Source organism: Streptomyces caeruleatus, assembly GCF_001514235.1.
In the GTDB taxonomy this organism is placed as follows: Bacteria; Actinomycetota; Actinomycetes; order Streptomycetales; family Streptomycetaceae; genus Streptomyces; species Streptomyces caeruleatus.
Genome location: NZ_KQ948926.1, coordinates 669889 through 693754, shown reverse-complemented (window position 1 = coordinate 693754; position 23866 = coordinate 669889). Strand labels below are relative to the sequence as shown.

Annotated in this window: 15 protein-coding genes; 13 read left to right on the top strand and 2 right to left on the bottom strand. The window is 72.3% G+C overall.

The features are described 5' to 3' along the window. Nucleotides 1–6: 6 nt before the first annotated feature. The 4 genes from AQJ67_RS11900 (at nt 7) to AQJ67_RS11885 (ending at nt 11168) form a co-directional block, all read left to right on the top strand. Nucleotides 7–5418 carry a non-ribosomal peptide synthetase gene (locus AQJ67_RS11900; protein WP_062718260.1) on the top strand — a complete coding sequence of 1804 codons (5412 nt, stop codon included), beginning with the start codon at nt 7–9 and terminating at the stop codon, nt 5416–5418. 73 nt (nt 5419–5491) lie between these two features. Beyond that, nucleotides 5492–6517, top strand: a complete 1026-nt coding sequence (gntD, locus tag AQJ67_RS11895; RefSeq protein WP_062718571.1) for a guanitoxin biosynthesis L-enduracididine beta-hydroxylase GntD — start codon at nt 5492–5494, stop codon at nt 6515–6517. Nucleotides 6518–6561: 44 nt separating this feature from the next. Next, nucleotides 6562–9747 (top strand): non-ribosomal peptide synthetase, encoded by a 3186-nt coding sequence (locus tag AQJ67_RS11890; protein WP_062718258.1) that lies wholly within the window; start codon nt 6562–6564, stop codon nt 9745–9747. Continuing rightward, complete coding sequence (locus AQJ67_RS11885) at nt 9744–11168, top strand: condensation domain-containing protein (protein WP_062718255.1); 1425 nt, start codon at nt 9744–9746, stop codon at nt 11166–11168. Before AQJ67_RS11890 ends, AQJ67_RS11885 begins: the two co-directional genes overlap by 4 nt. A 16-nt stretch (nt 11169–11184) precedes the next feature. Here the strand turns inward: AQJ67_RS11885 and AQJ67_RS11880 are convergent, their stop codons facing one another. Further along, the gene (locus AQJ67_RS11880) at nt 11185–12198 is read right to left on the bottom strand and encodes a helix-turn-helix transcriptional regulator (RefSeq protein ID WP_244190434.1); all 1014 of its coding nucleotides are present in this window, start codon (nt 12196–12198) and stop codon (nt 11185–11187) included. A gap of 313 nt (nt 12199–12511) precedes the next feature. Between AQJ67_RS11880 and AQJ67_RS11875 the strand changes: the two genes are divergently transcribed. Then, entirely contained in the window at nt 12512–13492 is a 981-nt protein-coding gene (locus AQJ67_RS11875; protein WP_244190433.1) for a ketoacyl-ACP synthase III family protein, read from the top strand. Nucleotides 13493–13503: 11 nt separating this feature from the next. Here AQJ67_RS11875 and AQJ67_RS11870 read toward each other — a convergent pair whose 3' ends face one another. Further along, nucleotides 13504–14472, bottom strand: coding sequence for an AfsR/SARP family transcriptional regulator (locus AQJ67_RS11870; RefSeq protein ID WP_159058759.1), 969 nt, complete (start codon nt 14470–14472; stop codon nt 13504–13506). A gap of 342 nt (nt 14473–14814) precedes the next feature. Here AQJ67_RS11870 and AQJ67_RS11865 point away from each other — a divergent pair, with 342 nt between their 5' ends. The 8 genes from AQJ67_RS11865 to AQJ67_RS11835 all read left to right on the top strand — a co-directional run bounded on the left by AQJ67_RS11865 (nt 14815) and on the right by AQJ67_RS11835 (nt 23769). After that, the gene (locus AQJ67_RS11865) at nt 14815–15063 is read left to right on the top strand and encodes a hypothetical protein (RefSeq protein WP_159058758.1); all 249 of its coding nucleotides are present in this window, start codon (nt 14815–14817) and stop codon (nt 15061–15063) included. 112 nt (nt 15064–15175) lie between these two features. Next, nucleotides 15176–15325, top strand: a complete 150-nt coding sequence (locus AQJ67_RS47615; RefSeq protein ID WP_159058757.1) for a hypothetical protein — start codon at nt 15176–15178, stop codon at nt 15323–15325. A 94-nt stretch (nt 15326–15419) separates the two neighbouring features. Beyond that, a complete protein-coding gene (locus AQJ67_RS11860; protein ID WP_079055894.1) occupies nt 15420–17795 on the top strand; it encodes a helix-turn-helix transcriptional regulator in 2376 nt (791 codons plus the stop codon). Between the two features lie 135 nt (nt 17796–17930). Beyond that, nucleotides 17931–19556: a peptide ABC transporter substrate-binding protein gene (locus AQJ67_RS11855; RefSeq protein ID WP_062718243.1), complete on the top strand. Its 1626-nt coding sequence runs from the start codon at nt 17931–17933 to the stop codon at nt 19554–19556. Between the two features lie 7 nt (nt 19557–19563). Beyond that, complete coding sequence (locus AQJ67_RS11850; protein ID WP_062718241.1) at nt 19564–20487, top strand: ABC transporter permease; 924 nt, start codon at nt 19564–19566, stop codon at nt 20485–20487. Further along, nucleotides 20480–21508, top strand: coding sequence for an ABC transporter permease (locus AQJ67_RS11845; protein ID WP_062718239.1), 1029 nt, complete (start codon nt 20480–20482; stop codon nt 21506–21508). Before AQJ67_RS11850 ends, AQJ67_RS11845 begins: the two co-directional genes overlap by 8 nt. A gap of 244 nt (nt 21509–21752) precedes the next feature. Further along, complete coding sequence (locus AQJ67_RS11840) at nt 21753–22736, top strand: ABC transporter ATP-binding protein (RefSeq protein ID WP_062718569.1); 984 nt, start codon at nt 21753–21755, stop codon at nt 22734–22736. Then, nucleotides 22729–23769 (top strand): ABC transporter ATP-binding protein, encoded by a 1041-nt coding sequence (locus tag AQJ67_RS11835; protein ID WP_062718237.1) that lies wholly within the window; start codon nt 22729–22731, stop codon nt 23767–23769. Before AQJ67_RS11840 ends, AQJ67_RS11835 begins: the two co-directional genes overlap by 8 nt. The last annotated feature ends 97 nt before the right edge of the window (nt 23770–23866 follow it).

Here is a 23866-nt window from a genome sequence, read left to right as displayed (position 1 = left end):
AGATACGTGAACGCCCCCCAAGCGCACCAGAACTGGATCTCCGTGATCGCCTCCACGGCGGCGACGGACCCGGGACGGACGGCCTTCACGTTCTCCGGGACGGAGGACGAGGCCCCCCAGGTCCTGACCTACGGCAGGCTCGACCTGCTGGCCAGGGCGACCGCCGCCCGGCTCCAGCGGGAGGGCGCCGCCGGCCGGCCGGTCGTGCTGCTGCAGCCGCCCGGCCTGGACTACGTCGTCTCGTTCGTGGCCTGCCTCTACGCGGGGGCCGTCGCCGTGCCCGTCTACCCGCCCACCCGCAGGCCCCGTTCCGTCGAACGGCTGGCCGCGATCGTCGTCGACTCGGGCGCGTCCCTGGCGCTCACGACGGCCCGCATCCGCGACCGGCTGCTCCCGGAGAACCCGGACGGCCTCCTCATGGAGATGCTCCGGCTGGTCGCCTCCGACCTCGTGCCCGAGGACGAGGCAGCCGCCTGGACCCGCCCCGACGTCGGACCCGACACCCTCGCCTTCCTCCAGTACACCTCGGGTTCCACCGCGACCCCGCGCGGCGTGCTGCTGACCCACGGCAACCTGCTGCACAACTCCGCGCAGATCCAGCGGGCGTTCCGCACCACGCGGGACACCGTGGGGATGTCCTGGCTGCCCCTCTTCCACGACATGGGACTGATCGGCGGCATGCTCCAGCCGCTGTACTACGCCGGCTCCTGCGCCCTGATGTCACCGGCCGAGTTCAGCCGCGACCCCCTGCGCTGGCTGCGCGAGATCACCCGGAGCGGGGCGACCGTGAGCGGCGGCCCCAACTTCGCCTACGACCTCTGCGCCGACCTCGCGACCCCCGAGACGGTCGCCGGCCTCGACCTCAGCCGCTGGGAGGTCGCGTTCAACGGCGCCGAGCCGATCCGCGCCCAGACCCAGCGGCGCTTCGCCGACGCCTTCGCCCCGGCCGGCTTCCGCGCCGAGGCCTTCACCCCCTGCTACGGCCTGGCCGAGGCGACCCTGATCGTCTCCTGCAAGCCGCACGGAACCAAGCCGGTGCTGTCGTACGCGAACAGGGCCGAAACCTCCGGCAGCGGCGCCGAGGAACCCGTTCTCTTCGACCGGGTCAGCAGCGGCCGCGTCGACGAGGACCAGCGGCTGGAGATCGTCGACCCGGTCGGCCTGACCCGGGTCGAGGAGGGCGCCGTCGGGGAGATCTGGCTGTCGGGGCCGAGCGTGGCGCAGGGCTACTGGAACCGGCCCGAACACAGCGAGCGCACCTTCCGTGCCCGGCTCGCCGACGCCGGGCCCGAGGCGCCCGCGTTCCTGCGCACCGGTGACCTCGGACTGCTGCGGGACGGCGAGCTGTTCGTGACCGGCCGGCTCAAGGACCTGCTCGTCGTGCGGGGCCGCAACCACTACCCGCAGGACATCGAGCGCACCGTCGAGGCCACCCACCCCGCGCTGCGTCCCCACTGCGGTGCCGCGGTCCAGGTCGCCGTGGACGGCGAGGACCACGTCGTCGTCGTCCACGAAGTGGCCCGCGACCACCAGGACGGCGACCTCGCCACGCTCGCCCGTGACGTGCGCAACGCCGTGGCCGAGACCCATGGCGTACGGCCGCTCGCGGTCGTGCTGATCCGCGCCGCGACCCTGCCCCGGACGTCGAGCGGCAAGGTGCAGCGCCATGTCTGTGCCGCGTCCTACCTGGACAGCTCCCTGACCGTGCTGGCCGTCGACGGCCGTGCGCCGCAGGGTGAGACCGGTGCCTCCGAGCCCCGACCCGCGCGTCCGACGGACGCCGACGTGGCCGCACTGCGCTCCGCCGACGCCGAGCGGCGCCCGGCGCTGCTCCTGGACCTCCTGCGCACCCTGGTCTCCGGCCTGCTGGACGTGGCACCCGACAGCCTCGCCCCCGACCTCAAGCTCTCCTCCGCCGGGCTCGACTCGCTGGGCGCGGTACGGCTGCGGCACGAGCTGCGCACCCTGCTCGGCGTCGACCTGGAGGTCGAGGCCGCGCTCGGCACCGACCTGGCCGGGCTCGCCCGTTCGCTCGCCGAGCAGATCGCGGCGGGGCCGGACACCCCGCACCACGCCGAGGACCGCGCCGCCGACTCCGCGCCCGGCGACCACCCGCTCTCCCGCAACCAGTCCGCCCTGTGGTTCCTGGAGCAGGTCGCCCCCGGCAGCGCCGCGAACCTGATCTCCTGTCACATCGAGATCCGCGACACCGTGGACCCGTCGGCCCTCGAAGCGGCCCTCGCCCTGGTGTCCGCCCGGCACGCGGCCCTGCGCAGCACCTTCCCGCTGGTGGACGACCAGCCGGTGCAGCGCGTGCACGCCGAGCTGCCGCCCGCCTTCGAGCAGAGGGACGCGGCGGGCTGGAGCGACGAGGAGCTGACCGAGCGGGCGGCCCGGCTGGCGGAGGAACCGCTCGACCTCGTGACCGGCCCCCTGCTGCGGGTACGGCTGCTCACCCAGGCCCCCGACCGGCACCGGCTGGTGCTCACCGCGCACCACCTCGTGTCCGACCTGTGGTCGCTGTCCCTGCTGTTCGACGAGCTCGACACCGCGTACCCGGCCGCGCTGGCCGGCACCGCCCCCGAGTTGCCCGAGCCGGTCGCCTACCCGGTCTTCACCCACCGGCAGAGCCGCCACCTCGCCTCGCCCGACGGCGCACGCCGACTGGAGCAGTGGGCCCGCCAACTCGCCGACGCGGCCACCGAGACGACCCTGCCCGCCGACCGCACCGCGCCCGACGGCACCTCCCGGATGCGGGGCGCGGCGCTGCCCCTCGCCGTGGACGACGCCACCACCCGGGCCCTCACCGAGCTGGCCCGCGGTGCGGGCACGACGCTCTACGGCGTCCTCCTCGCCGCGTTCCAGGTGCTGCTGGCCCGCAGCTCCGGCCGGCCTGACGTGGTCGTCGGCACCCCCGTGCACGGCCGCTCGGACGCCGACCTCGCCGGCACCGTCGGCTGCCTCGTCAACACCGTGCCGCTGCGCGCGGACGTCGACGCCCGGGAGCCGTTCGCGGAGCTGCTGCGCCGCGTGCACGGCGCGTCCGTCACCGCGCTCGGCGGGGACGACGTGCCCTTCGCCGCGCTCGTGGAGCGGCTCAGCCCGGTCCGGGACCGCACCGCCCGACCCCTGCTGCGGACCATGTTCACCTACCAGCAGGCCCCCGGCGCCCGGGCCGGCGCCCGGGCCGACGCCCTGGTCGCACTGGCCGTCGACCGGGCCGGCACCCCCTTCACCCTCGGCGGCCTCGACTGCCGCAGCGCCGAACTGCCCGTCACCAGCAGCCAGTTCGACATCCACCTCACCCTCGGCCGCTGCGCCGACGGCCTCGTCGGCTCGCTGCGCTACGACACCGACCTCTACAGCGACGCCGCCGCCCGCCTCGTCGCGGACCGGATCACCGCCCTGCTGACCGCCGTCGCCGCCGACGCCACGGTGCCGGTCGGCGAACTGCCCGTACTCGGCGCGTCCGAACAGCGGCTGCTCGACGACTGGAACGCCACCGACCTGCCGTACACCTTCGACCGCGGGGTCGTGGGTCTGATCGAGCGCCGGGCCGAGACCACCCCGAACGCCCTCGCGGTGGTCGCCGCGGGGTCCCTGAGCTCCGCGGACCCGACGGGCCCGGCGGACTCCGGGGCCGCGCCCGCCGACGCCCTCACCTACGGCCGCCTCGACCGCCTCGCCAACGGACTGGCGCATCGGCTGCGCGCCGAGGGCATCGGTGCCGGCGCCATCGTGGCCGTACTGATGGAGCGCACCCCCGTGCTCCCCGCCGTCCTGCTGGGTGTCCTGAAGTCGGGCGCCACCTATCTGCCGCTCGACCCGGCGCTGCCGCCCGACCGGCTCGCGTTCCTGCTGGAGGACGCCCGCGCGGCCGCGATCCTGACGGAGCAGCACATCGAGGGCGCCCGCGTCCTCGCGCCGTACGACGGCGTCGAGGCGGACCTGCCCCCGGCCGTGCCCCTCCCCGAGGACTCCCCGGCGTACGTCATCTACACCTCGGGATCCACCGGCAAGCCCAAGGGCGTGCTCGTACCGCACCGGGGATTGGCCAACCTGGTCCTGGCGACGGGCCGCGACCTGTCCATGACGGCGCGGGACGGCTGGCTCTCGGTCACCACCCCGTCCTTCGACATCGCGGCCCTGGACTACTACCTGCCGCTGGTCAGCGGCGCCACCCTGCACATCGCCGACGCCGCCACCGCCGCCCAGGGCGCCCGGCTGCGCGCCTGCCTGGAGGGCCCCGGCATCACCCGGCTCCAGGCCACGCCGGTGACCTGGCAACTGCTGCTCGACGCCGGCTGGAAGGGCACCCCCGGCCTGACCGCGCTGTGCGGCGGCGAGCGGATGCCGGCCGAGCTCACCCGCGAACTGCCCGCCCGGGGCGCCGAGTTGTGGAACATGTACGGCCCCACGGAGACCACCGTATGGTCGCTGCGGGAGCGGGTGACGACCCCCGGCGACGACGTGCCGCTCGGCCGGCCGCTGGCCAACACCCGGCTGTACGTCCTCGACGAGGCCATGCGACCGGTGCCGCTGGGCAGCACCGGCGAACTGCACATCGGCGGCGACGGCCTGGCCCACGGCTACCTCGGCTGCCCGGGGCTGACCGCCGGCCGCTTCGTGCCCGACCCCTTCTCCGGCCGCCCGGGCGCCCGTCTCTACCGCACCGGTGACCTGGTCCGGATGCGTGCCGACGGGCGGGTGATGTTCGTGGGCCGGGCCGACACCCAGGTCAAGGTGCACGGGCACCGCATCGAACTGGGCGAGATCGAGTCCACGCTGGAGCGCCTGGAGTCCGTGCGCCGGGCCGCCGTCATCGTGGACGGCACCGGCTCCGACGCCCGGCTCGCCGCCTACGTCGAGCCCACCGGAACCGCGGTGGACCCCGGCGCCCTGCGCGAGGCCCTGAAGGCCTGGCTGCCGGCGTACGCCGTGCCCTCCGTGCTCACCGTGCTGGAGACGATGCCGCTCACCGCCAGCGGCAAGATCGACCGGCGCGCGCTGCCCGACCCCGACGAGGCCGCCGGACCGGCGCAGGACGCCGGCTTCGAGGCACCGCTGGGCCCGGTGGAGATCAAGATCGCCGAGATCGCCTCGGGGCTGCTGCCGCAGACCCGGATCGGGCGCGGCGACGACCTGTTCGACCTGGGCGCCCACTCGCTGATGATGTCCCGGCTGGTCGAGCGCGTGCGCTCGGAGTTCGGCACCGTCCCGCCGCTGCGGCTGCTCTTCGAGACGCCCACGGTGGCCGCCATCGCCGCCTTCGTGGAGCAGAGCGCGGGCACCGCGCCGTCGGCCGCCGCCGGTCCGGGCTCCGGGCCGCGCCGGGTCGACCGCTCCCGCTACCGCGCGGGCCGTGCCGCGGACGGCGCCCTGCGGCTGCCCGCCGACACCGCGGGAGAGCGCCGGTGACAGCGCGCGGATGACCGCGGCGAACGCGGTCCATCGCCACCGGCCCGACCACATGCAAAAGAGAGGGAAGTACATGGCGACGTACGCCGAACCCCTGCCGCGCTACGACCTGTCCGCGGACGAGGTCGCCCAGCTGGAGGTGCTCCTGGCCGACCTCGTCCGCAGCGAGCGGGACCCGGGCGAGATGCGCTTCCACGACGACGCGTGGGAGTACGCGGCCCGGCTGCCCACCGGCCTGCGCGCGGCCCTGGAGGACTTCCGGCGCACCGACCCGGCCGCCGGTCTGCAGATCTTCGGACTGCCGGTCGACGACACGGTCGTGGGGCCCACCCCGGGCGACTGGCAGGCCGCCGCCGCCTCGGTGCGGGCCCGGCGTGAGGAGTTCTTCCTCGCCCTGGTCAGCCGCTGCCTGGGCGACGTCTTCGGCTGGTCCACCCTCCAGGCCGGGCGCCCCATCCAGAACGTCCTGCCGATAGCGGGCGAGGAGGACCAGCAGAGCGGCCACGGCAGCGACACCCTGCTGGAGTGGCACACCGAGGACGGCTTCCACCCGTACCGCTGCGACTACCTGCTGCTGTTCGGCGTCCGCAACCACGACCGGGTGCCGACCACCCTGTCCTCCGTCCGGGACGTGCAACTGCCCGACGACGTCCGGCGGTTGCTCGCCGAACCGCGGTTCTACATCCTCCCGGACGACGAGCACCTGCGGCAGCTGGCCGCGCGCGACCCGCACCACCCGGGCCTGATGCGCATGATCCGGATGCGGGAGACCCCCGAGCCCGTGGCCGTCCTGTTCGGCGCGGCCGACTCGCCGTTCCTGCGCATCGACCCGTTCTTCATGCGCTGCGTCGACGACGACACCGAGGCCGAGCAGGCGCTGAAGGCGCTGGTCACCGAGCTGGAACGGGTCCAGCAGGACGTGGTCGTCGGCGCGGGCGGCCTGCTCGTGGTCGACAACTACCTGGCGGTGCACGGCCGGCGTGCCTTCACCGCCCGTTACGACGGCACCGACCGCTGGCTGAAGAAGGCCACGGTCACGCGCGATCTGCGCAAGTCCCGGGACAGCCGGGAGACGGCGGCAGACCGCGTCCTGGTCTGACCGGCCCCGCGCACCCGAATCCCGCCGCGACAACGGAAGACGAGATGTTCGACGAAAACCTGACGGCCGAGCAGTCCGACGAGGCCGACGAGTCCCTGATGGCCGAAGCCTCCTTCGCCCAGCGGAGCCTGTGGCTGCTCGACCGGGTCGAGCCGGGCACCGCCACCTACAACGTGGTCGCGGCGGTACGGGTGCGCGGCAAACTGGACACCGACGCGCTGCGCCGGTCGCTCGACGCGGTCGTCGAGCGGCACGAGTCGCTGCGCACCGTGTTCCACTTCGACGGAGTGGAACCGCTCCAGGTGATCCTGCCGACGCTCCGCCTGGACCTGCCCGTGGACGAGGTGACCGAGGAGGAGCTGCCGGCGGCGATCCGCGCCGAGGTCGAGCGGCCCTTCGACCTGGCCACCGGCCCGCTGCTCCGGATGCGGCTGCTGCGCCGCGCCCCGGACGACCACGTCGCCGTCCTGACGCTGCACCACATCGTCACCGACGGCTGGTCCAACGCGGTCCTCTTCCAGGAACTGTCCCAGCACTACGAGGCGCACGTCGAGGGCCGCCCGCCCCGGCTCGAACCGCTCGACATCCAGTACGTCGACTACGCGGCCTGGCAGCGCGACACCCTCCAGGGCCCCGCGCTGGACCGGCTCGTCGACCACTGGCGCACCCGCCTCACCGGCCTCACCCCGCTCCAGCTGCCCACCGCCCGGCCCCGCCCCGCGGAGCTGTCCTCGGCCGGCGCGACGCACGCCTTCGAGGTGCCCGCCGACCTGGTCGCCAGGGTGGAGCGCATGGCCCGCGCGCACGAGGCGACCCCCTACATGTTCTGCCTCGCGGCGTTCACCGCGCTGCTCTCCCGCTACTCCGGCAGCCACGACTTCTCCGTGGCCTCGCCGGTCGCCGGCCGTCACCGCACCGAAATCGCCGGGGTCATCGGCTTCTTCGTCAACACGCTCGCCCTGCGCATGGACAGCGGCGGCGACCCCACCTTCGCCCAGCTGCTGAGCCGCGCCCGGGAGACCTGCCTGCAGGCCTACGCCCACCAGGACCTGCCGTACGAGAAGCTGGTGGAGGAACTGCGTCCGCCGCGGCACTCCGGGCTGGGCGGGCCCCTCGCCCAGGTGATGCTGTCGCTGCAGAACATCCCGCAGGACGGCTGGACGGCCGGCGGACTCGACTTCGAGCCCGTGCACGTGGACACCGGCACCACGATGTTCGAGCTGTCCCTGGAACTCGTCCCCGGACCCGACGGCTGGCACGGCGGCCTGGAGTACAGCACCGAGCTGTTCGACGCCGACACCATCGCGCGCATGGGCCGCGAGTTCGTCACCCTGCTGACGGCCGCGGTGACCGATCCCGCCACACCCGTCTCCCGGCTGCGGCTGCTCCAGGACGCCGAGCGGGCGGCGCTGCTGCACGTCGACGAGGCCGACTTCGCCGACGCGCCCGACACCCTGCACGGCGCGTTCGGCCGGCAGGCCGCCGCGACCCCGGAGGCGACCGCGGTGGTCTGCGGCGACCGGGCGCTCACCTACGCCGAACTCGACCACGCCTCCGACCGGCTGGCCCGGCATCTGCGCGCCCGCGGTGTCACCACCGGCACCCCGGTCGCCGTGCACCTCGCCCGCTCCCCGGAACTGGTCGTCACCTACCTCGGCATCGTCAAGGCGGGCGCGTACTACGTCCCGCTCGACCCCGACTACCCGGCCGACCGCATCGCGTACATGCTGTCCGACTCGGGCGCCGCCCACGTCGTCACCAGCACCCCGATGAGCGACGCGGCGGGGCTCGGCACCCTCGACCGGATCCTCGTGGACACGCCCCTGACCGCGCCGGACGACCTGCCCCTGCCCGCGGACATCACCCCCGGCCATCTCGCCTACCTCATCTACACCTCCGGATCGACCGGCCGCCCCAAGGGCGCGATGAACACCCACCGGGGCGTCCTGCGCCTGTACCGCGCCCTCGCCCACACCCATGAACTGGGCCCGGGGGAGCGGGGCCTGCAACTGGCGCCGCTCGGCTTCGACGTCGTCGGCGAGGAGATCCACCCGCACCTGCTGAGCGGCAGCACCGTCGTCCTGCCCGACGGGGACCCGCCGATGGCCACCCACGAACTGTGGGACCTGGTCCGGGAGACGGACACCACCATCCTGTCGGTCACCCCGTCCCGGATGGCCGCCATGACCGACGCCGAGCGCGCCGCGATCCCGCCCCGGGTCCGCGTCCTGGTCTTCGGCAGCGAGGCCGCCCCGGCGCTGGGCCAGATCCTGCCGTGGCAGAAGTGGCCGGGACGGCTCGTCCAGGCCTACGGCGTCACCGAGGCGTCCTGCATCACCGTCATGGCCACGGTCGACTACAGCGGGGCCCCCGAGGCGATCGTGCCGCTCGGCCGTCCGCTGGCGGGCTTCCCCGCGTACGTCCTGGACGAGTGGCTGGAGCCGGTGCCCACGGGCGCGGCCGGCGAGCTGTACCTGGGCGGGCCCACCGTCGGGCTCGGCTACCACGCGCGGCCCGGCCTGACCGCCGAGCGCTTCCTGCCCGACCCGCACTCCGCACGGCCCGGCGGACGCCTCTACCGCACCGGGGACCTGGTGCGCCGGCTCGCCGACGGCACCCTCGTGTTCGTCGGCCGGGCCGACGGGCAGGTCAAGATCCGCGGCTACCGGGTCGAGCCCGGCGAGGTCGAGGCCGTCCTGGCCCAGCACCCCGACCTGACGGGCTGTGCGGTCGTGGCCCGCCAGGACGCACGCGGCGACACCCGGCTGGTCGCCTATCCGGTCCCGGTCCCCGGCACGGAGGTCGAGCCGGCCCGGCTGCGGGACTTCCTCGCCGAGCGGCTGCCCGACTGGATGGTCCCGAAGGCGTACGTCCTCCTCGACGAGCTGCCGTTGAGCGCCAACGGCAAGATCGACCGGAGCGCGCTGCCGGACCCGGGCCAGGCTGTCGCGGCCGCCGAGTACGTGGCGCCCCGCACCCCCGTCGAGGAGGAACTCGCGCGGATCTGGGCCGAGGTCCTCGGCGTGCGGCGCGTCGGTATCCACGACAACTTCTTCGAACTGGGCGGCCATTCGCTGAGCGCCGTCCGGATGCTCGCGGACGTGGACGAGGAACTGGGGGTGCGGATTCCGTTCCGGGTGCTGTTCGCGATCGAACCGACCGTCGAGGAACTCGGCAACCGGATCTTCGAGCAACTGCGCGCGGAGAGCGAACAGGCGGGCCCGGCATGACGACGACCGACGCGGAACTCGCCGCCCGCGCCCGGCTGGAGGCCACCCTGCTGGCCCGCCGCCAGAAGACCGCCCGCCCCGGGATCCCCCGGCTGGCGCGCTCCGGCTCCGGTGACGACACGGTCTTCCCGGCGTCCCGGATCCAGCGCCTGATGTGGGACCTGCACCATGAGCACCCCGGGTCCAACACCTGGATCACCGTGGGCGGGGTCAGGCTCCACGGGCCGCTGGACACCACGGTCCTGGCCCGCGCCTACGCCGCGCTCGTCGACCGCCACGAGGCGCTGCGCACCAGGTTCCGGCTGGACGAGCGGGGCGAACTCCTCCAGGTCGTACGGCCCGTCGGGCATCGTGTGCCGCTGCTGACCGCCGACGTGAGCCCCGAAGCCGTCACCGACAGCGCGGCGGCCGTCATCACCGAGCCCTTCGATCCCGGCGAGGACGACCTGGTGCGGCTGAAGGTGCTGCGGCTGAGCGCGCGGGAGCATCTGGTCGTCCTGGTCCTGCACCACGCCATCAGCGACCTGGCGACCACCCAGATCGTGATCGAGGACCTCGGCGCGCTGTACCTGGCGTTCTCGTCCGGACTGCCGTCCCCGCTGCCGGAACTCCCGGTCCAGCCCGGTGACCTGGCGGTGTGGCAGAACGAGCGGCTGAGCGGCCCGGAGCACCGGAACCTGGTGGACTACTGGACGCGGCGGCTGGACGGCGCCGTCCCGGTGGCACCCCCGGCCGACGGCCCGGGCGGCTCGGGCCCCGAGGGCCGCACCCTCCGGCTCGCCGTCCCCGACGACGTCGTCGCGGCACTCCGGGAGCTGGCGCGGCGGCACAACTCCACCCTGTTCATGGTCACCCTGAGCGCCCTGCACATCCTGCTCGCCCGGCGCTCCGGGCAGCGCGACGTCCTCGTCACCACCCCGTACTCCTACCGCGACCGGCCGGAGCTGGGGCGCACGGTCGGGGCGTTCATCAACTACCTGCTGCTGCGGGCCGACCTGTCGGGCGACCCCTCCTACCTGGACGTGCTGCGTCAGGTGCGGCAGCACACGGTGGCCGACTTCGAGCACCACGAGCTGCCGCTGGACGACGTGGTGAGCGCGCTTCGACGGGCGCCGGCCGCAGGCCGACGGGACCTCACGCGGGTGCTGTTCACCGAGGAGAGCGACCCCGACGTCGGCCTGGACATCGGTCCCGGCCTACGCGCCGAACCGGCCGTCGACCTCCCCTGGGACCGCGCCGAGCGCGACCTCGCCCTGCGGGTCACCTCGGGTGCGAGCGGCACGGACATCATCGTCACCCACCGCACCGCCGCCTACACACCCGAACGCGCCCACGACATCGCCGCCGACTACCGCACCCTGCTGACCCGCATCGCCGGCGACCCGACCTTCCGGGTCTTCGGCCCGCGGGACACGCCGTAGGCCCGGTGCGGCCGGCTCACGGGTCGACCGTCTGCACCCAGCCCCGCAGGGCCGCCTCCACGCCGGCCTGGAACCTGCTGCGCGCGCCGAGCTTCTCCATCAGCTGGGCGGCGATACGGCGGGCCGTGCGGGGGGAGACGCCCAGCCGTTTGGCGATCGTCTCGTCGGTGTGCCCCTGCGCGAGCAGCCGGAGGTACTCGTGCTCGGGCGACACCAGCGACTCCTGGCCCCGCTCACGCTCCCGCTCCTTGTGCGAGCCGTCGCCGAGCGGCGCGGCGTTGACCCACGCGGCCTCGAAGAGCTCGCACAGGGCCAGCAGCACACCGCCGCTGCGGACGAACAGGGCCCGACTGCCACCGCCATGGGCGTCCATGGGAATGATCGCCGTGGACCGGTCGAAGATCAGCAGCCGGACGGGAAGGGTCGGTGCTGTACGGACCTGGCCGCCCGAACTCGTCAGCCATGCCGCGTAGTTCACCGTCGGCCGGTCGTTGCGCAGGCTGTCCTGGTAAAGCGTGCGCATGCGCACACCTCGGGCCAGCAATTCCGCGTCCTGCGGTTTGGCTGATTCCATGTTCTCGGCCGTCTGCGCGCCGGAGGGAGCCATGGCCATGACTTCCTCGCGCACTTCGGAGCACAGCAGGTGGATACGGTCACGAATTTCGTCGATTCCCTGGGCCGCGTCGATTCCGTCCACGCCGGAGCTGAATCCCTGCCGGAATTCCTCGGAGAGCTCCTCCATGGCCAGACGGATATCGGCCGTCTTTTTCTGTTCCGCGGCCAGACGGGCTTCCTGGCGCGCGAGGATGAGCTTTGTCGCCACCTGAGGCCCCACCGCGTGCAGCGCGCCAGGCTCGCTGGTCGACGGGCGGACCAGGGAAAGCTCACTCAGTCTGTCCAGTTGCTCACGGAGATCGTCTTCCGGCAGACCGGTGCAATTCCTGAGCTCCTGGAGATCCATACTCGGATGCGCCAGCATCGCCCGATAGACGCGTGCGGCGTCGCCCCCAATGTCAAGACTGTTCGACAAACAGCCCTCCCCCGTACAGGCTCATGGTCAGTGAGCATCCTGATGGCGAGCGTCAGTATAACCGCTCACGCAGTCCTGTATGCCCCTTTTTTCGACGTTTTTTCTAAATGGTCAGAAAGTTTACTTCTACGGATTTCAGTCGTCTGTAAGTGATCGGACAGTGGCGCCCAAGAGGTGTCCGCGATCATTTCCTGAGCAGTGACTCCGGATATCTCTCGCGGAGTCTTGGGATGGGAGAGGCATGCGCTGGAATGAAGTACACATTGCGGGAACCGGCAGCTGGCTGCCGAAACGCAAACGTGTCGAGGAAGCCTTGGCCTCGGGTCAATACGACACCGATGAACATCAGGCGAACCGCATTGTCTCGGTCACCGCCGCGGACGGCGAGAACCAGCCGTCCCCGCCGGACATGGCGGTCGCCGCCGCCCGGGTCGCGCTGTCCCGCTCGGGGCCGGCCCGCCAGGACGTCACGTCCGTCCTCCACAGCCGCACCTGGTTCCAGGGCGCCGAGATGTGGGCCCCCGCCTCGTACATCGCCCACCGGACCGTCGGCGCGGACGTTCCGGCGCTCGAACTGCTCCAGTCGTGCAACGCCGGACTCGCCGCGCTCGAACACGCCGCCCGGCTGCTGGGCCCCGACGACGCCGCCCTGCTCACCACCGCGGACCGCTTCGCCGCACCGGCCTTCGACCGCTGGCGCTGCGAACGCGGCCTGGTCTACGGCGACGGCGGCACCGCCCTGGTGCTCTCCTCCCGCGCCGGGTTCGCCCGCCTGCTCTCCACGGCGACCGCCGTGGACAACTCCCTGGAGGCCGTCGCCCGCGGAGCCGCCCTCGACGCCCTGCCGGACACCTCGACGCCCGTCGACCTCAGCGCCCGGGCCGACGCCTTCCTCCACACGCCCGCCCTCGCCCGCCAGGCCGGCCTGCGCATCGCCGAGATCGCCGACCAGTCGGTCCACCGTGCCCTCGACGAGGCCGGAGTGAAGATGGCGGACATCACGCGCGTGGTCCTCAACGCCACCGGACGCTCCCGGATGCGCTGGCAGTTGGAGCTCCAGCTCGGGGTGCCCGAGAAGATCTCCAACTGGGAGTTCTGCGGCGAGGTCGGCCACCTGGGCGCCGGTGACCACTTCGCGGGCCTCAACGACCTCATGGAGCGGCGCGCCGTCCACCCCGGCGACCTCGTGCTGCTGGTCGGCGGCGGCACCGGGTACAGCTGCACCAGCGCCGTCGTGGAGATCACCGGCAGCCCCGAGTGGGAGACCGGCGAACAAGCGGAGCCGACGTCGTAGGCAGGCAGGGCTCAGTGCCGGTCGCCGAGCCGCCGTGCGCGATACGGCGGTACGGCCGCCCCGCGGGACGGCGTGGCACCGCCGCCCGTGCCGTGCACCAGGGTCAGCCGCGGCCGGCCCGGCGCGCCACCCGACCGGTGCTGCGGCGGCCGGACCGAACCGGCGCGGGGCCGCGCGGCCAGCGTGGCGCTGGGCACGCCGGCCAGGATCGCCTCCTCGACGCGGCGCAGTTCGGGGCCGGGGGAGAGCCCGAGGTCGTCCTTGAGGGCGCGGGCGGCCCTGCGGTACGCGGCGAGCGCGTCCGCCTGCCGGCTGCCTCGGTACAGCGCCACCATCAGCAGCGCCCACAGCCGTTCCCGGTACGGGTGTTCACGGGTGAGCGTGAGAAGCGCGGGGATCACGTCGTCCTCCGCGCCGGTCTCCAGGGCGAGTTCGAGGTGCTCCTCGGTGGCCGCCAGGCGCAGTTCGGCCAGCCGGACGCGTTCGACGTCCAGCAGCGGGCCCTCGACCCCGGTCAGGGCCGGACCCGGCCAGAGCGCGAAGGCGTCGCCCAACGCCCGTGCCGCCTCCGCGAGTCGACCGGCCGACCGCAGCTCGCGTGCCTCCGTGCGCGCCCGCTGGAAGCACCCCAGATCCCACTGGTCCGCCTCGACCGCCAGCCGGTAGGCGTTGCCGACCCGGGGCAGCAGTGATGCGGCGGCCCTGGGCGCGCGGTCGGGTTCGAGGAGCCGGCGCAGCTTCGACACGTACACCTGCACGAGGTTGGCGCCGTCCACATGAAAGGAGTCGCCCCACAGACCGCCCAGGATGTGGTCCCGGTCCACCGGCGCTCCCTCGCGCAGCAACAGCGCGGCGAGCAGGGCACGTCCGCGGGGCGGACCCAGCGGGACCTCGACCCCGTCGCGCCAGAGGCGGACCTCTCCGAGAACGGCGAACGCAAGTCCGGCCCGGCGGCTCATCGGATGGCGTATGTTACTCATGGAATCCTCCGTGAAGGACCGGCCTTGGGAGAACGGGTCGGAAGTCAGCTTCCTGTTCGGTTTTCCACCGGCGATACCGGCGCCGCCCCACCCTGCGCGGCGCACACGATTCTGGGGCACCATCTTCGGCCCCGTCGTGATCTCGCCCTGGCAGAAACATGTTCAGGCCGGGATATGCCACCCTGCCGACGCGCATCGCTCCGATGCGCACGACTTCCCGGATGCCTACTCATGTATCTAGTCCATGTGCATTTGCGGCGGACCTCCGATGCCGCCGTTCCCACGGACTTGCGAAATTCCCTGTCGTCACTCGCGCAACCCGCCGAGCACGTGGAACACGTCGTGGTCCACACCGACCGCTCGGACCTGCTCGTGCTCGGCCTGTATGTGACCGCCCCTTCGCTGGAGAGCGCGGAGCGCACGGCGCGCGCCCTCGTGCTCAGGGCGCTCGGGCTGCGACCGCCGTTGCTGGACGCGGAGATCGTCTCCTGCGGTGTGCCGCTGGTGGCCCCGTTCTACGACCTGCTGCTGTCGGACGGCGCAGGTGAACGGTATGTGCCATTGCAGGATCAGGACAGGTCCGAGCGGTGACACGGCGCCTCGGCATCGTGAAAAGTGAGTGGTGAACGGCACGGGGGTGCGGGCGGCGACGCCATGTGCTCCGTCGCGCCACGGAACCGCCCGCACCCTCTCGGGAGTTGACATGACCAGGGTTCGCCTCGCCATCGCCGCGCTCGTCCTGCCGCTGGCCCTCCAGGTCGCCGCCGCGGGACACGCGTCCGCCGCGCCCGCGTCCGCCACCGCTCCGGTGGCCGTCGTACAGGCGTCGAAGGACACCACCGGCTGGCAGTGAGGAGCGGGGAGAAACGGCCACAAGCCGTTCCCCTCGCGCAATTTGTTCCGGGTCACCAGCCCTTGCGAACTTCTCGTCGAAGAGGCTTTCTCACATGACTATCGAGGCCCATCTTCCGCCGCTCATCAGCACTGGAAATCCAACTCCCGCGCAGGGCGACGCAGCGTGGAACGGCGCGACGGAGTCGTTTCTCGGAGCTTCCCGCACCTATTCGGTGATCGAAATCCAGGGAGACCGCTGGACCGGTAAGAGTGTCCTGCTCTCCCATATTCTCGACGAGGCCACCGGACGCGGTTGGAGAGCCGTCTCGGGATATGCCGAATCGCGCACGCTGCCCAATGTCGCCTTCGGTGTCTTCGTGGACGCGCTCGACGATCTGCTGGCCGGCTGCGCTCCCGAACTGCTCGACGCCTGGACGGACGGTCAGGCCGCCGCCCTGGCCACCGTCTTCCCCTCGGTGCCCGCCGCCGAGCCCCGTCTCTTCCCCGCCGACCCGCTGGAGCGCTACCGCGTCTTCCGTGCCGTACGCGCCCTGCTCGGCTCGCTCGGCGCGGACGGCGGGCTGCTGCTGGGCCTCGACAACGTGCACTGGGCGGACGAGGCGTCGCTCGCCCTGCTGTCGTACCTGCTCAGGCATCCGCCGCAGGGAGACGTGGTGATCGCCCTCACGCACCGGCCGCGCCAGGTGGACCTCGGCCTGCGCAGCGTGCTCAACCTGGCGGTGGGCACCGGCCTGACCCGCCGGGTCGGCCCGCCCGAACTGTCCGACGAGGCCGCCCGCGCACTGCTGCCCGGCGATCTCAGCCGCACCCGGTGCGCGTCGATGCTCACCGGCTCGGGACGCAACCCCGGTCTGCTGAAGGCGTTCGCCGCCACCCGTTCGCTCCTGGAGACCGGCGGCCACGTCCTGCCGCTCGACGTCCTCACCGAGAGCCTGCGTGACTTCCGCGGTCTGTCGGACCTCGGCCGGCTGGTCGCCGAGGCGGCCTCGGTCGTGGGCGAACCGTGCGGACTCGACGTGCTCCAGGCCGTGGCCCAGGTGACCGACGCCGAACTGCGCCGCGCCATCGACGAGTTGATACGGCAGGACCTGCTGCGTGCCGACGACGGCGCGGCCCGCCTGCGCTTCAGCAACCCGCTGCTGCGCGCCGCGGCCTACCAGTCGGCCGGCCCCGGCTGGCTCCTCGGCGCCCATGCCCGCGCCGCCCAGGCCCTCTCCGGTCCGGGCGACCACTCCCCAGCGATCCTCGCCGACCACCTCGACCGCGCCCTCACCACCGTCGACAGCGCCGACCGCTCCCGCACCCTCCTCGCCGCGGCGAGCGCCCGGTTGTGGGCCGACCCGGCGCGGGCGGCGGACTGGGCGCGCAGGGCGCTGGACAGCGGTCACCGTGCGCGGCTCGTGCTCGGCGCGGCCCTGGTGCTCGACGGACGGCTCGGCGAGGCACTGCGGGTGCTGCCCATGCCGCGGGACGAGAGCGCACCGGACGTCGCTGTCGCGGCGGAGGCGGCGCGCTGGCGTGCCCTGGCGCTCAGGCTGCTCGGCCGGCATCCGGAGGCCGGCGCGGAACTGGCGGCCGCGGCCCCGGCGACCGAGTCCCGCGACGCGGACCACGACGTCACCGGCCTCGGCCCGGCCCGGCCCGGCATGCTCCTGGCAGACCGGCTGGTCGGTCAGTTGGACGCCCGTATCGGCGCCCCGGACGGAGCGCTGGTCACCGAACTGCTCGGCGCGCTCGAAACGCTGGCCGGAGCCGCGCGCGGCCGGGCCCACGCCCTGATCGCCGCCGCGGCGGCCCGCTCCGGGGCGGCCGAGCACGCCGAACTCCACTCGGTGGTCGCCGCCCGACTGCTGGACGGTCTCTCCGGCACAGCCGTCGTACCCCATCTCGACGGCGTCTTCTGGCTGGCGGTGGCCGAGTCGGCCCTGGGACGTGAGGAGGCGGCGCGTGGACACCACGAACGCGGGCTGCGTCTCGCCGAGTCCCGCTCGCTGCGTGCCCTGGTGCCCGGATTCGCCGCGGCCGTGGGCGCCCTGGACCTGAGCCGGGGAGATGCCGCGGGCGCCGCCCGGCACGCCGCGTGCGCGCAGTACGCCGCGGCGGGCACCGACAGCGAACGCCTGCGGCAGGAGGCCGGCGCGCTGTGCGCCGCGCTCGCCGCCCTCCAGGACGCGGGCCCGGACGAGGTGGTGGACGACGTATCGGACGCCGGGCCGTCGCCGACGCCGGACGTCGGTGCCGCGCCCCGGCCGCTGGGCTCGCTGAGCAACCGGGAGACGGAGATCGCCGTCCTGGTCAGCGGCGGACGGACGAACCAGCAGATCGCCCGGGCACTGGCCATCAGCCACAAGACGGTCGAGACCCATCTGGGCCGGATCTTCAAAAAGCTCCGGGTCTCGTCCCGTGCGGAGGTGGCGGCCGTCGTCGGCCGGGCCCACCGGCCGGGCCGGGAGGCGGGCGCCGCCTGACCCGGGGCGGTCGGCCTCCTCCCCACCCCGAAAGGGGGGCGTACTCATGCGTTGCGCACCTTATGGGTTGATATTGACCGATAAGGGATCGGCGTCTCGGCGCCGACCAGCGCAGCGCACACAGAGGAGGCCTCCATGCGGGGAGCCACGCACGCCGGACGGGCCGTATGCGCGGTGGTGGTCGCACTCGCGGCCACGGCCTGCGGAGGCGGGGGCGACAGCGCGGGCGCCGGCGGCGCCGTGTTCAGCTCCTCGTGGACCGACCCGCAGAACCCGCTGGAGCCCGCCAACACCAACGAGGTACAGGGCGGCAAGGTCCTCTCCATGATCTTCCGGGGCCTGAAGCAGTACGACCCGAAGACCGGCGCCGCCGAGGACATGCTCGCCGAGAAGATCGAGACCCCCGACTCGCGCACCTACACGATCACCCTCAAGGACGGCTGGACCTTCAGCAACGGCGAGAAGGTCACCGCCAGGTCCTTCGTGGACGCCTGGAACTACGGCGCGAGCCTGAAGAACAACCAGAAGAACGCCTACTTCTTCAGCTACATCGAGGGCTACGACCAGGTCCACCCGGAGCAGGGCGAACAGCGCGCCGACACCCTGTCCGGACTGAAGGTCGTCGACGACCGGACGTTCACCGTCCGGCTCAGCCAGAAGTTCTCCGGCTTCCCCGACACCCTCGGCTACAACGCCTTCGTCCCGTTGCCGAGGGCGTTCTACGACGACCACGCAGGCTGGCTGGCCAAGCCCGTCGGCAACGGCCCCTACACGGTGGAGTCGTACACCAAGGGCTCCGAGATGCGCCTGACGAAGTGGGACACCTACCCGGGCCCGGACGCGGCACAGAACGGCGGCGTCACCCTCAAGGTCTACACGGACAACAACACGGCCTACACCGACCTGATGGCCGGCAACCTCGACCTCGTCGACGACGTCCCCGCCCAACAGCTCAAGAACGTCCGCGGCGACCTCGGCGACCGCTACCTCAGCACCCCCGCCGGCATCATCCAGACCCTGGCCTTCCCCCACTACGACAGGGAATGGAACACCGCCGGCTCGGTCAAGGTCCGCAAGGGGCTGTCCCGGGCGATCGACCGCGAGCAGATCACCGACACCATCTTCGACAAGACCCGTACCCCCGCCACCGACTGGACCTCACCCGTCCTCGGCAAGGACGGCGGCTACAAGGCGGGGCTGTGCGGCGAGTGGTGCCGGTACGACGCCGCCGCCGCGAAGAAGCTGATCAAGGAGGGCGGCGGGCTGCCCGGCGGGCAGGTGAAGATCACCTACAACGCGGACACCGGCTCCCACAAGCTGTGGGTCGACGCCGTCTGCAACTCCATCAACAACGCCCTGGACAACGACCGGGCCTGCGTCGGCAACCCGATCGGCACCTTCGCCGACTTCCGCAGCAAGTCCACGACCCAGAAGCTGTCCGGCCCGTTCCGGGCGGGCTGGCAGATGGACTACCCGCTCACCCAGAACTTCCTCCAGCCGCTCTACTACACCAACGCCTCCTCCAACGACGGCAAGTTCTCGAGCAAGGAGTTCGACCGGCTCGTCGACGAGGCGAACGCCGAGACGGACCCCGCGAAGGCCGTGCGGATGTTCCAGAAGGCCGAGGAGGTCGTCCGGGACAACATGGCCTCCATCCCGCTCTGGTACCAGAACGGCAGCGCCGGCTGGTCGCAGCGGCTGTCCAACGTGGCCCTCAACCCCTTCAGCGTCCCCGTCTACCACGAGATCAAGGTCGGCTGAGCCCGCCATGGGCCAGTACGTCGTACGCCGCCTGCTCCAGATGGTCCCGGTGTTCATCGGAGCCACCCTGCTGATCTTCCTCATGGTCCATGTGATGGGCGACCCCATCGCGGGCCTGTGCGGCGACCGGCAGTGCGACCCGGCGACGGCGACCCGGCTGCGCCAGGAGTTCGGCCTCGACATGCCCGTGTGGCAGCAGTACCTGACCTACATGGGGAACGTCTTCACCGGGGACTTCGGCACGGCGTTCAACGGCCAGGAGGTCACCGAGCTGATGTCGACGGCGTTCCCCGTGACCCTCCGGCTCACGATCGTGGCGATCCTCTTCGAGATCGTCGTCGGCGTCACGCTGGGCGTCCTCACCGGCCTGCGCCGCGGCCGCCCCGTCGACACCGGCGTCCTGCTGCTCACCCTCGTCGTCATCTCCGTCCCCACCTTCGTCACCGGCCTGCTGCTCCAGCTGCTGCTCGGCGTGGAGTGGGGCTGGATCCGCCCGTCGGTCTCCCCGGCCGCCCCCTTCGGCGAACTGCTCCTGCCGGGCCTCGTCCTGGCCACGGTCTCCCTCGCCTACGTCACCCGTCTGACCCGCACCTCCATCGCGGAGAACCGGCGCTCCGACTACGTCCGCACGGCCGTCGCCAAGGGCCTGCCCCGGCACCGGGTGGTCACCCGGCACCTCCTGCGCAACTCCCTGATCCCCGTCGTCACCTTCCTCGGCGCCGACATCGGCTTCCTCATGGGCGGCGCGATCGTCACCGAGCGGATCTTCAACATCCACGGCGTCGGCTTCCAGCTCTACCAGGGCATCCTGCGCCAGAACACCCAGACGGTCGTCGGCTTCGTGACGGTCCTCGTCCTCGTCTTCCTCCTCTGCAACCTGGTCGTCGACCTCCTGTACGCCGTACTCGACCCGAGGATCCGCTATGCCTGAACAGCCGTTCCAGCCCGAGGGCGCGGGAGCCGTCGCCGGCAGCGGTGGCACGGGCGGTGCGATGCCGTGGGCCACGAGCGAGGCGGAGACCCTCGAAAGCCCGCTGTCCCCCCGGACGGCCACGCTGAAGCCCTCAGCCCCCGAAGACCCCGGGGCACCCTCCGCCTCCCCCGAACGCCCCCGCAGCCTGTGGTCCGACGCCTGGCGGGACCTGCGCCGCAACCCGGTCTTCATCCTCTCGACCCTGATCATCGTCTTCCTCGTCGTCATCTCCCTGTGGCCCTCGACGATCGCCTCCGGCAGCCCCCTCAAGTGCGACCTCGCCAAGGCCCAGCAGGGTTCCGCGCCCGGCCACCCCTTCGGCTACGACGGCCAGGGCTGCGACGTCTACACCCGCACGGTCTACGGCGCCCGTACCTCCGTCGCCGTCGGCGTCTGCGCCACGCTCGGCGTCGCCGTCCTCGGCTCGGTGCTGGGCGCGCTCGCCGGCTTCTTCGGCGGCCTGTGGGACTCGCTTCTCTCCCGCGTCACCGACGTCTTCTTCGCGATCCCGGTGATCCTCGGAGGCCTGGTCCTGCTCTCCGTGGTGACCAGCAACAGCATCTGGCCGGTCATCGGCTTCATCGTGCTGCTCGGCTGGCCCCAGATCTCCCGTATCGCCCGCGGCGCGGTCATCACCGCCCAGCAGAACGACTACGTCCAGGCCGCCCGCGCCCTCGGCGCCTCCAACTCCCGCATCCTGCTCCGCCACATCGCGCCCAACGCCGTGGCCCCCGTGATCGTCGTCGCCACCATCGCCCTGGGCACCTACATCGCCCTGGAGGCAACGCTGTCCTACCTGGGCGTGGGCCTCAAACCCCCCAGCGTCTCCTGGGGCATCGACATCTCGGCGGCCTCCCCCTACATCCGCAACGCCCCCCACGCCCTCCTCTGGCCCTCAGGCGCCCTGGCCGTCACGGTCCTCGCCTTCATCATGCTGGGCGACGCGGTCCGCGACGCCCTGGACCCGAAGCTGAGGTGAGGTTGACGTGGGGCGGAAGCTTCCGGGGTCGGCGAGGCGGGGGCCGACCTTCGTCAGGCGAAGCAGGCCGAACGGAGTCCGCGCCGGTTCGGCAGTCCCCACAGGGGCGCGGGGCTGTATCGATTTGCGGCTCCGCCGCGTGGGCGCGACCAGCCACGACGGACCTGCACACAACCGACGACCCATCGCGGCACAACCAGCGCAGCGCCAACGCCCTGAACCGGAAAGTGAGGTGAGCCCCGGCATGCTGCTCGAAGTGCGTGATCTGCAAGTGGAGTTCCGGACCCGGGACGGGGTCGTCAAGGCGGTGAACGGCGTCAGCTACGGCGTCGACGCGGGAGAAACCCTCGCCGTCCTCGGAGAGTCCGGCTCGGGAAAATCCGTCACCGCACAGGCCGTGATGGGCATCCTCGACATGCCACCCGGCCGGATCACCGGCGGCGAGATCCTCTTCCAGGGCCGGGACCTGCTGAAGCTCAGGGAGGACGAGCGCCGCAGGCTCCGCGGCGCCGAGATGGCGATGATCTTCCAGGACGCCCTGTCCTCCCTCAACCCCGTGCTGACCGTCGGCGACCAGCTCGGCGAGATGTTCGTCGTGCACCGGGGGATGTCGCGCAAGGACGCGCGGGCGAAGGCCGTGGAGCTGATGGACCGGGTGCGGATCCCGGCCGCGAAGGAGCGCGTCAAGCAGTACCCGCACCAGTTCTCCGGCGGTATGCGCCAGCGCATCATGATCGCGATGGCCCTCGCCCTCGAACCGGCCCTCATCATCGCCGACGAACCCACCACCGCCCTCGACGTCACCGTCCAGGCCCAGGTCATGGACCTGCTCGCCGAGCTGCGGCGCGAGTACCGCATGGGGCTCGTCCTCATCACCCACGACCTCGGCGTCGTCGCCGACGTGGCCGACCGGATCGCCGTCATGTACGCGGGCCGCATCGTCGAGTCCGCGCCGGTCCACGACATCTACAAGGCGCCCGCGCACCCGTACACCAAGGGCCTGCTGGAGTCGATCCCGCGCCTGGACCACAAGGGCCGGGAGCTCTACGCCATCAAGGGCCTGCCCCCCAACCTCATGAACATCCCGCGGGGCTGCGCCTTCCACCCCCGCTGCCCCCTGGCCCAGGACCTGTGCCGCACCGACGTACCCCCGCTGTACGAGGTCACCGGCACGGACACCACCCGGCACAGCGCCTGCCACTTCTGGAGGGAGTGCCTGCATGGCTGAGGCGATTCTCGAGGTGAGCGGGTTGGTCAAGCACTACCCGCTCACCCGCGGCATCCTCTTCAGGAAGCAGATCGGTGCCGTCAGGGCCGTCGACGGCGTCGACTTCACCCTGCACCGCGGCGAAACCCTCGGCATCGTGGGCGAGTCCGGCTGCGGCAAGTCCACGGTCGCCAAGATGCTGGTCAACCTGGAACGCCCGACGGCCGGTTCGATCAGGTACAAGGGCGAGGACATCACCAGGCTCTCCGGCCGCGCCCTGAAGGCCGTACGCCGCAACATCCAGATGGTCTTCCAGGACCCGTACACCTCCCTCAACCCCCGCATGACGGTCGGCGACATCATCGGCGAGCCGTACGACATCCACCCCGAGGTCGCCCCGAAGGGCGACCGGCGCCGCAGGGTGCGCGAACTGCTGGACGTGGTCGGCCTCAACCCCGAGCACATCAACCGCTACCCGCACCAGTTCTCCGGCGGCCAGCGCCAGCGCATCGGCATCGCACGCGGGCTGGCGCTGCGCCCCGAGGTCATCGTCGCCGACGAACCGGTCTCCGCCCTGGACGTCTCCGTCCAGGCCCAGGTCGTCAACCTGATGGACCGCCTCCAGAACGAGTTCGACCTCTCCTACGTCTTCATCGCCCACGACCTGTCCGTCGTCCGGCACATCTCCGACCGCGTCGGCGTGATGTACCTCGGCCGGATCGTGGAGATCGGCAGGGACGCCGAGATCTACGACCACCCCACGCACCCCTACACCCAGGCCCTGCTCTCCGCGGTCCCCGTCCCCGACCCGGAGGCCCGCGACCGCCGCGAACGCGTCATCCTCACCGGCGACGTGCCGTCCCCGACGAACGCCCCCTCCGGCTGCCGCTTCCGCACCCGCTGCTGGAAGGCCGAGGACCGCTGCGCCCGGGAGGTACCTCCGCTCGCCGTGCCATCGCGACTGCGGACGCCGAGCGGCCCCGAGGCACACGACTCGGCGTGCCATTTCGCGGCGGTGGCGGCGGTGGCGGGGCACAGCAACGGGCCGGGGTGACATGGCGCACCCCGGCCCGCTTACGGCACCCGCACGGCCGTACGCTGTTCAGCCTCCACCGTCCGTATATCGGTACCGCTTCCGTGAAGTTGCCTGC

What these genes read in the sequence shown, in the direction of transcription:
- gntD (WP_062718571.1), top strand. Translation starts at nt 5,492, where the DNA reads ATGGCGACGTACGCCGAACCCCTGCCGCGCTACGACCTGTCCGCGGAC.
- AQJ67_RS11890 (WP_062718258.1), top strand. Translation starts at nt 6,562, where the DNA reads ATGTTCGACGAAAACCTGACGGCCGAGCAGTCCGACGAGGCCGACGAG.
- AQJ67_RS11885 (WP_062718255.1), top strand. Translation starts at nt 9,744, where the DNA reads ATGACGACGACCGACGCGGAACTCGCCGCCCGCGCCCGGCTGGAGGCC.
- AQJ67_RS11870 (WP_159058759.1), bottom strand. Translation starts at nt 14,472, where the DNA reads ATGAGTAACATACGCCATCCGATGAGCCGCCGGGCCGGACTTGCGTTC.
- AQJ67_RS47615 (WP_159058757.1), top strand. Translation starts at nt 15,176, where the DNA reads ATGACCAGGGTTCGCCTCGCCATCGCCGCGCTCGTCCTGCCGCTGGCC.
- AQJ67_RS11860 (WP_079055894.1), top strand. Translation starts at nt 15,420, where the DNA reads ATGACTATCGAGGCCCATCTTCCGCCGCTCATCAGCACTGGAAATCCA.
- AQJ67_RS11855 (WP_062718243.1), top strand. Translation starts at nt 17,931, where the DNA reads ATGCGGGGAGCCACGCACGCCGGACGGGCCGTATGCGCGGTGGTGGTC.
- AQJ67_RS11850 (WP_062718241.1), top strand. Translation starts at nt 19,564, where the DNA reads ATGGGCCAGTACGTCGTACGCCGCCTGCTCCAGATGGTCCCGGTGTTC.
- AQJ67_RS11845 (WP_062718239.1), top strand. Translation starts at nt 20,480, where the DNA reads ATGCCTGAACAGCCGTTCCAGCCCGAGGGCGCGGGAGCCGTCGCCGGC.
- AQJ67_RS11840 (WP_062718569.1), top strand. Translation starts at nt 21,753, where the DNA reads ATGCTGCTCGAAGTGCGTGATCTGCAAGTGGAGTTCCGGACCCGGGAC.
- AQJ67_RS11835 (WP_062718237.1), top strand. Translation starts at nt 22,729, where the DNA reads ATGGCTGAGGCGATTCTCGAGGTGAGCGGGTTGGTCAAGCACTACCCG.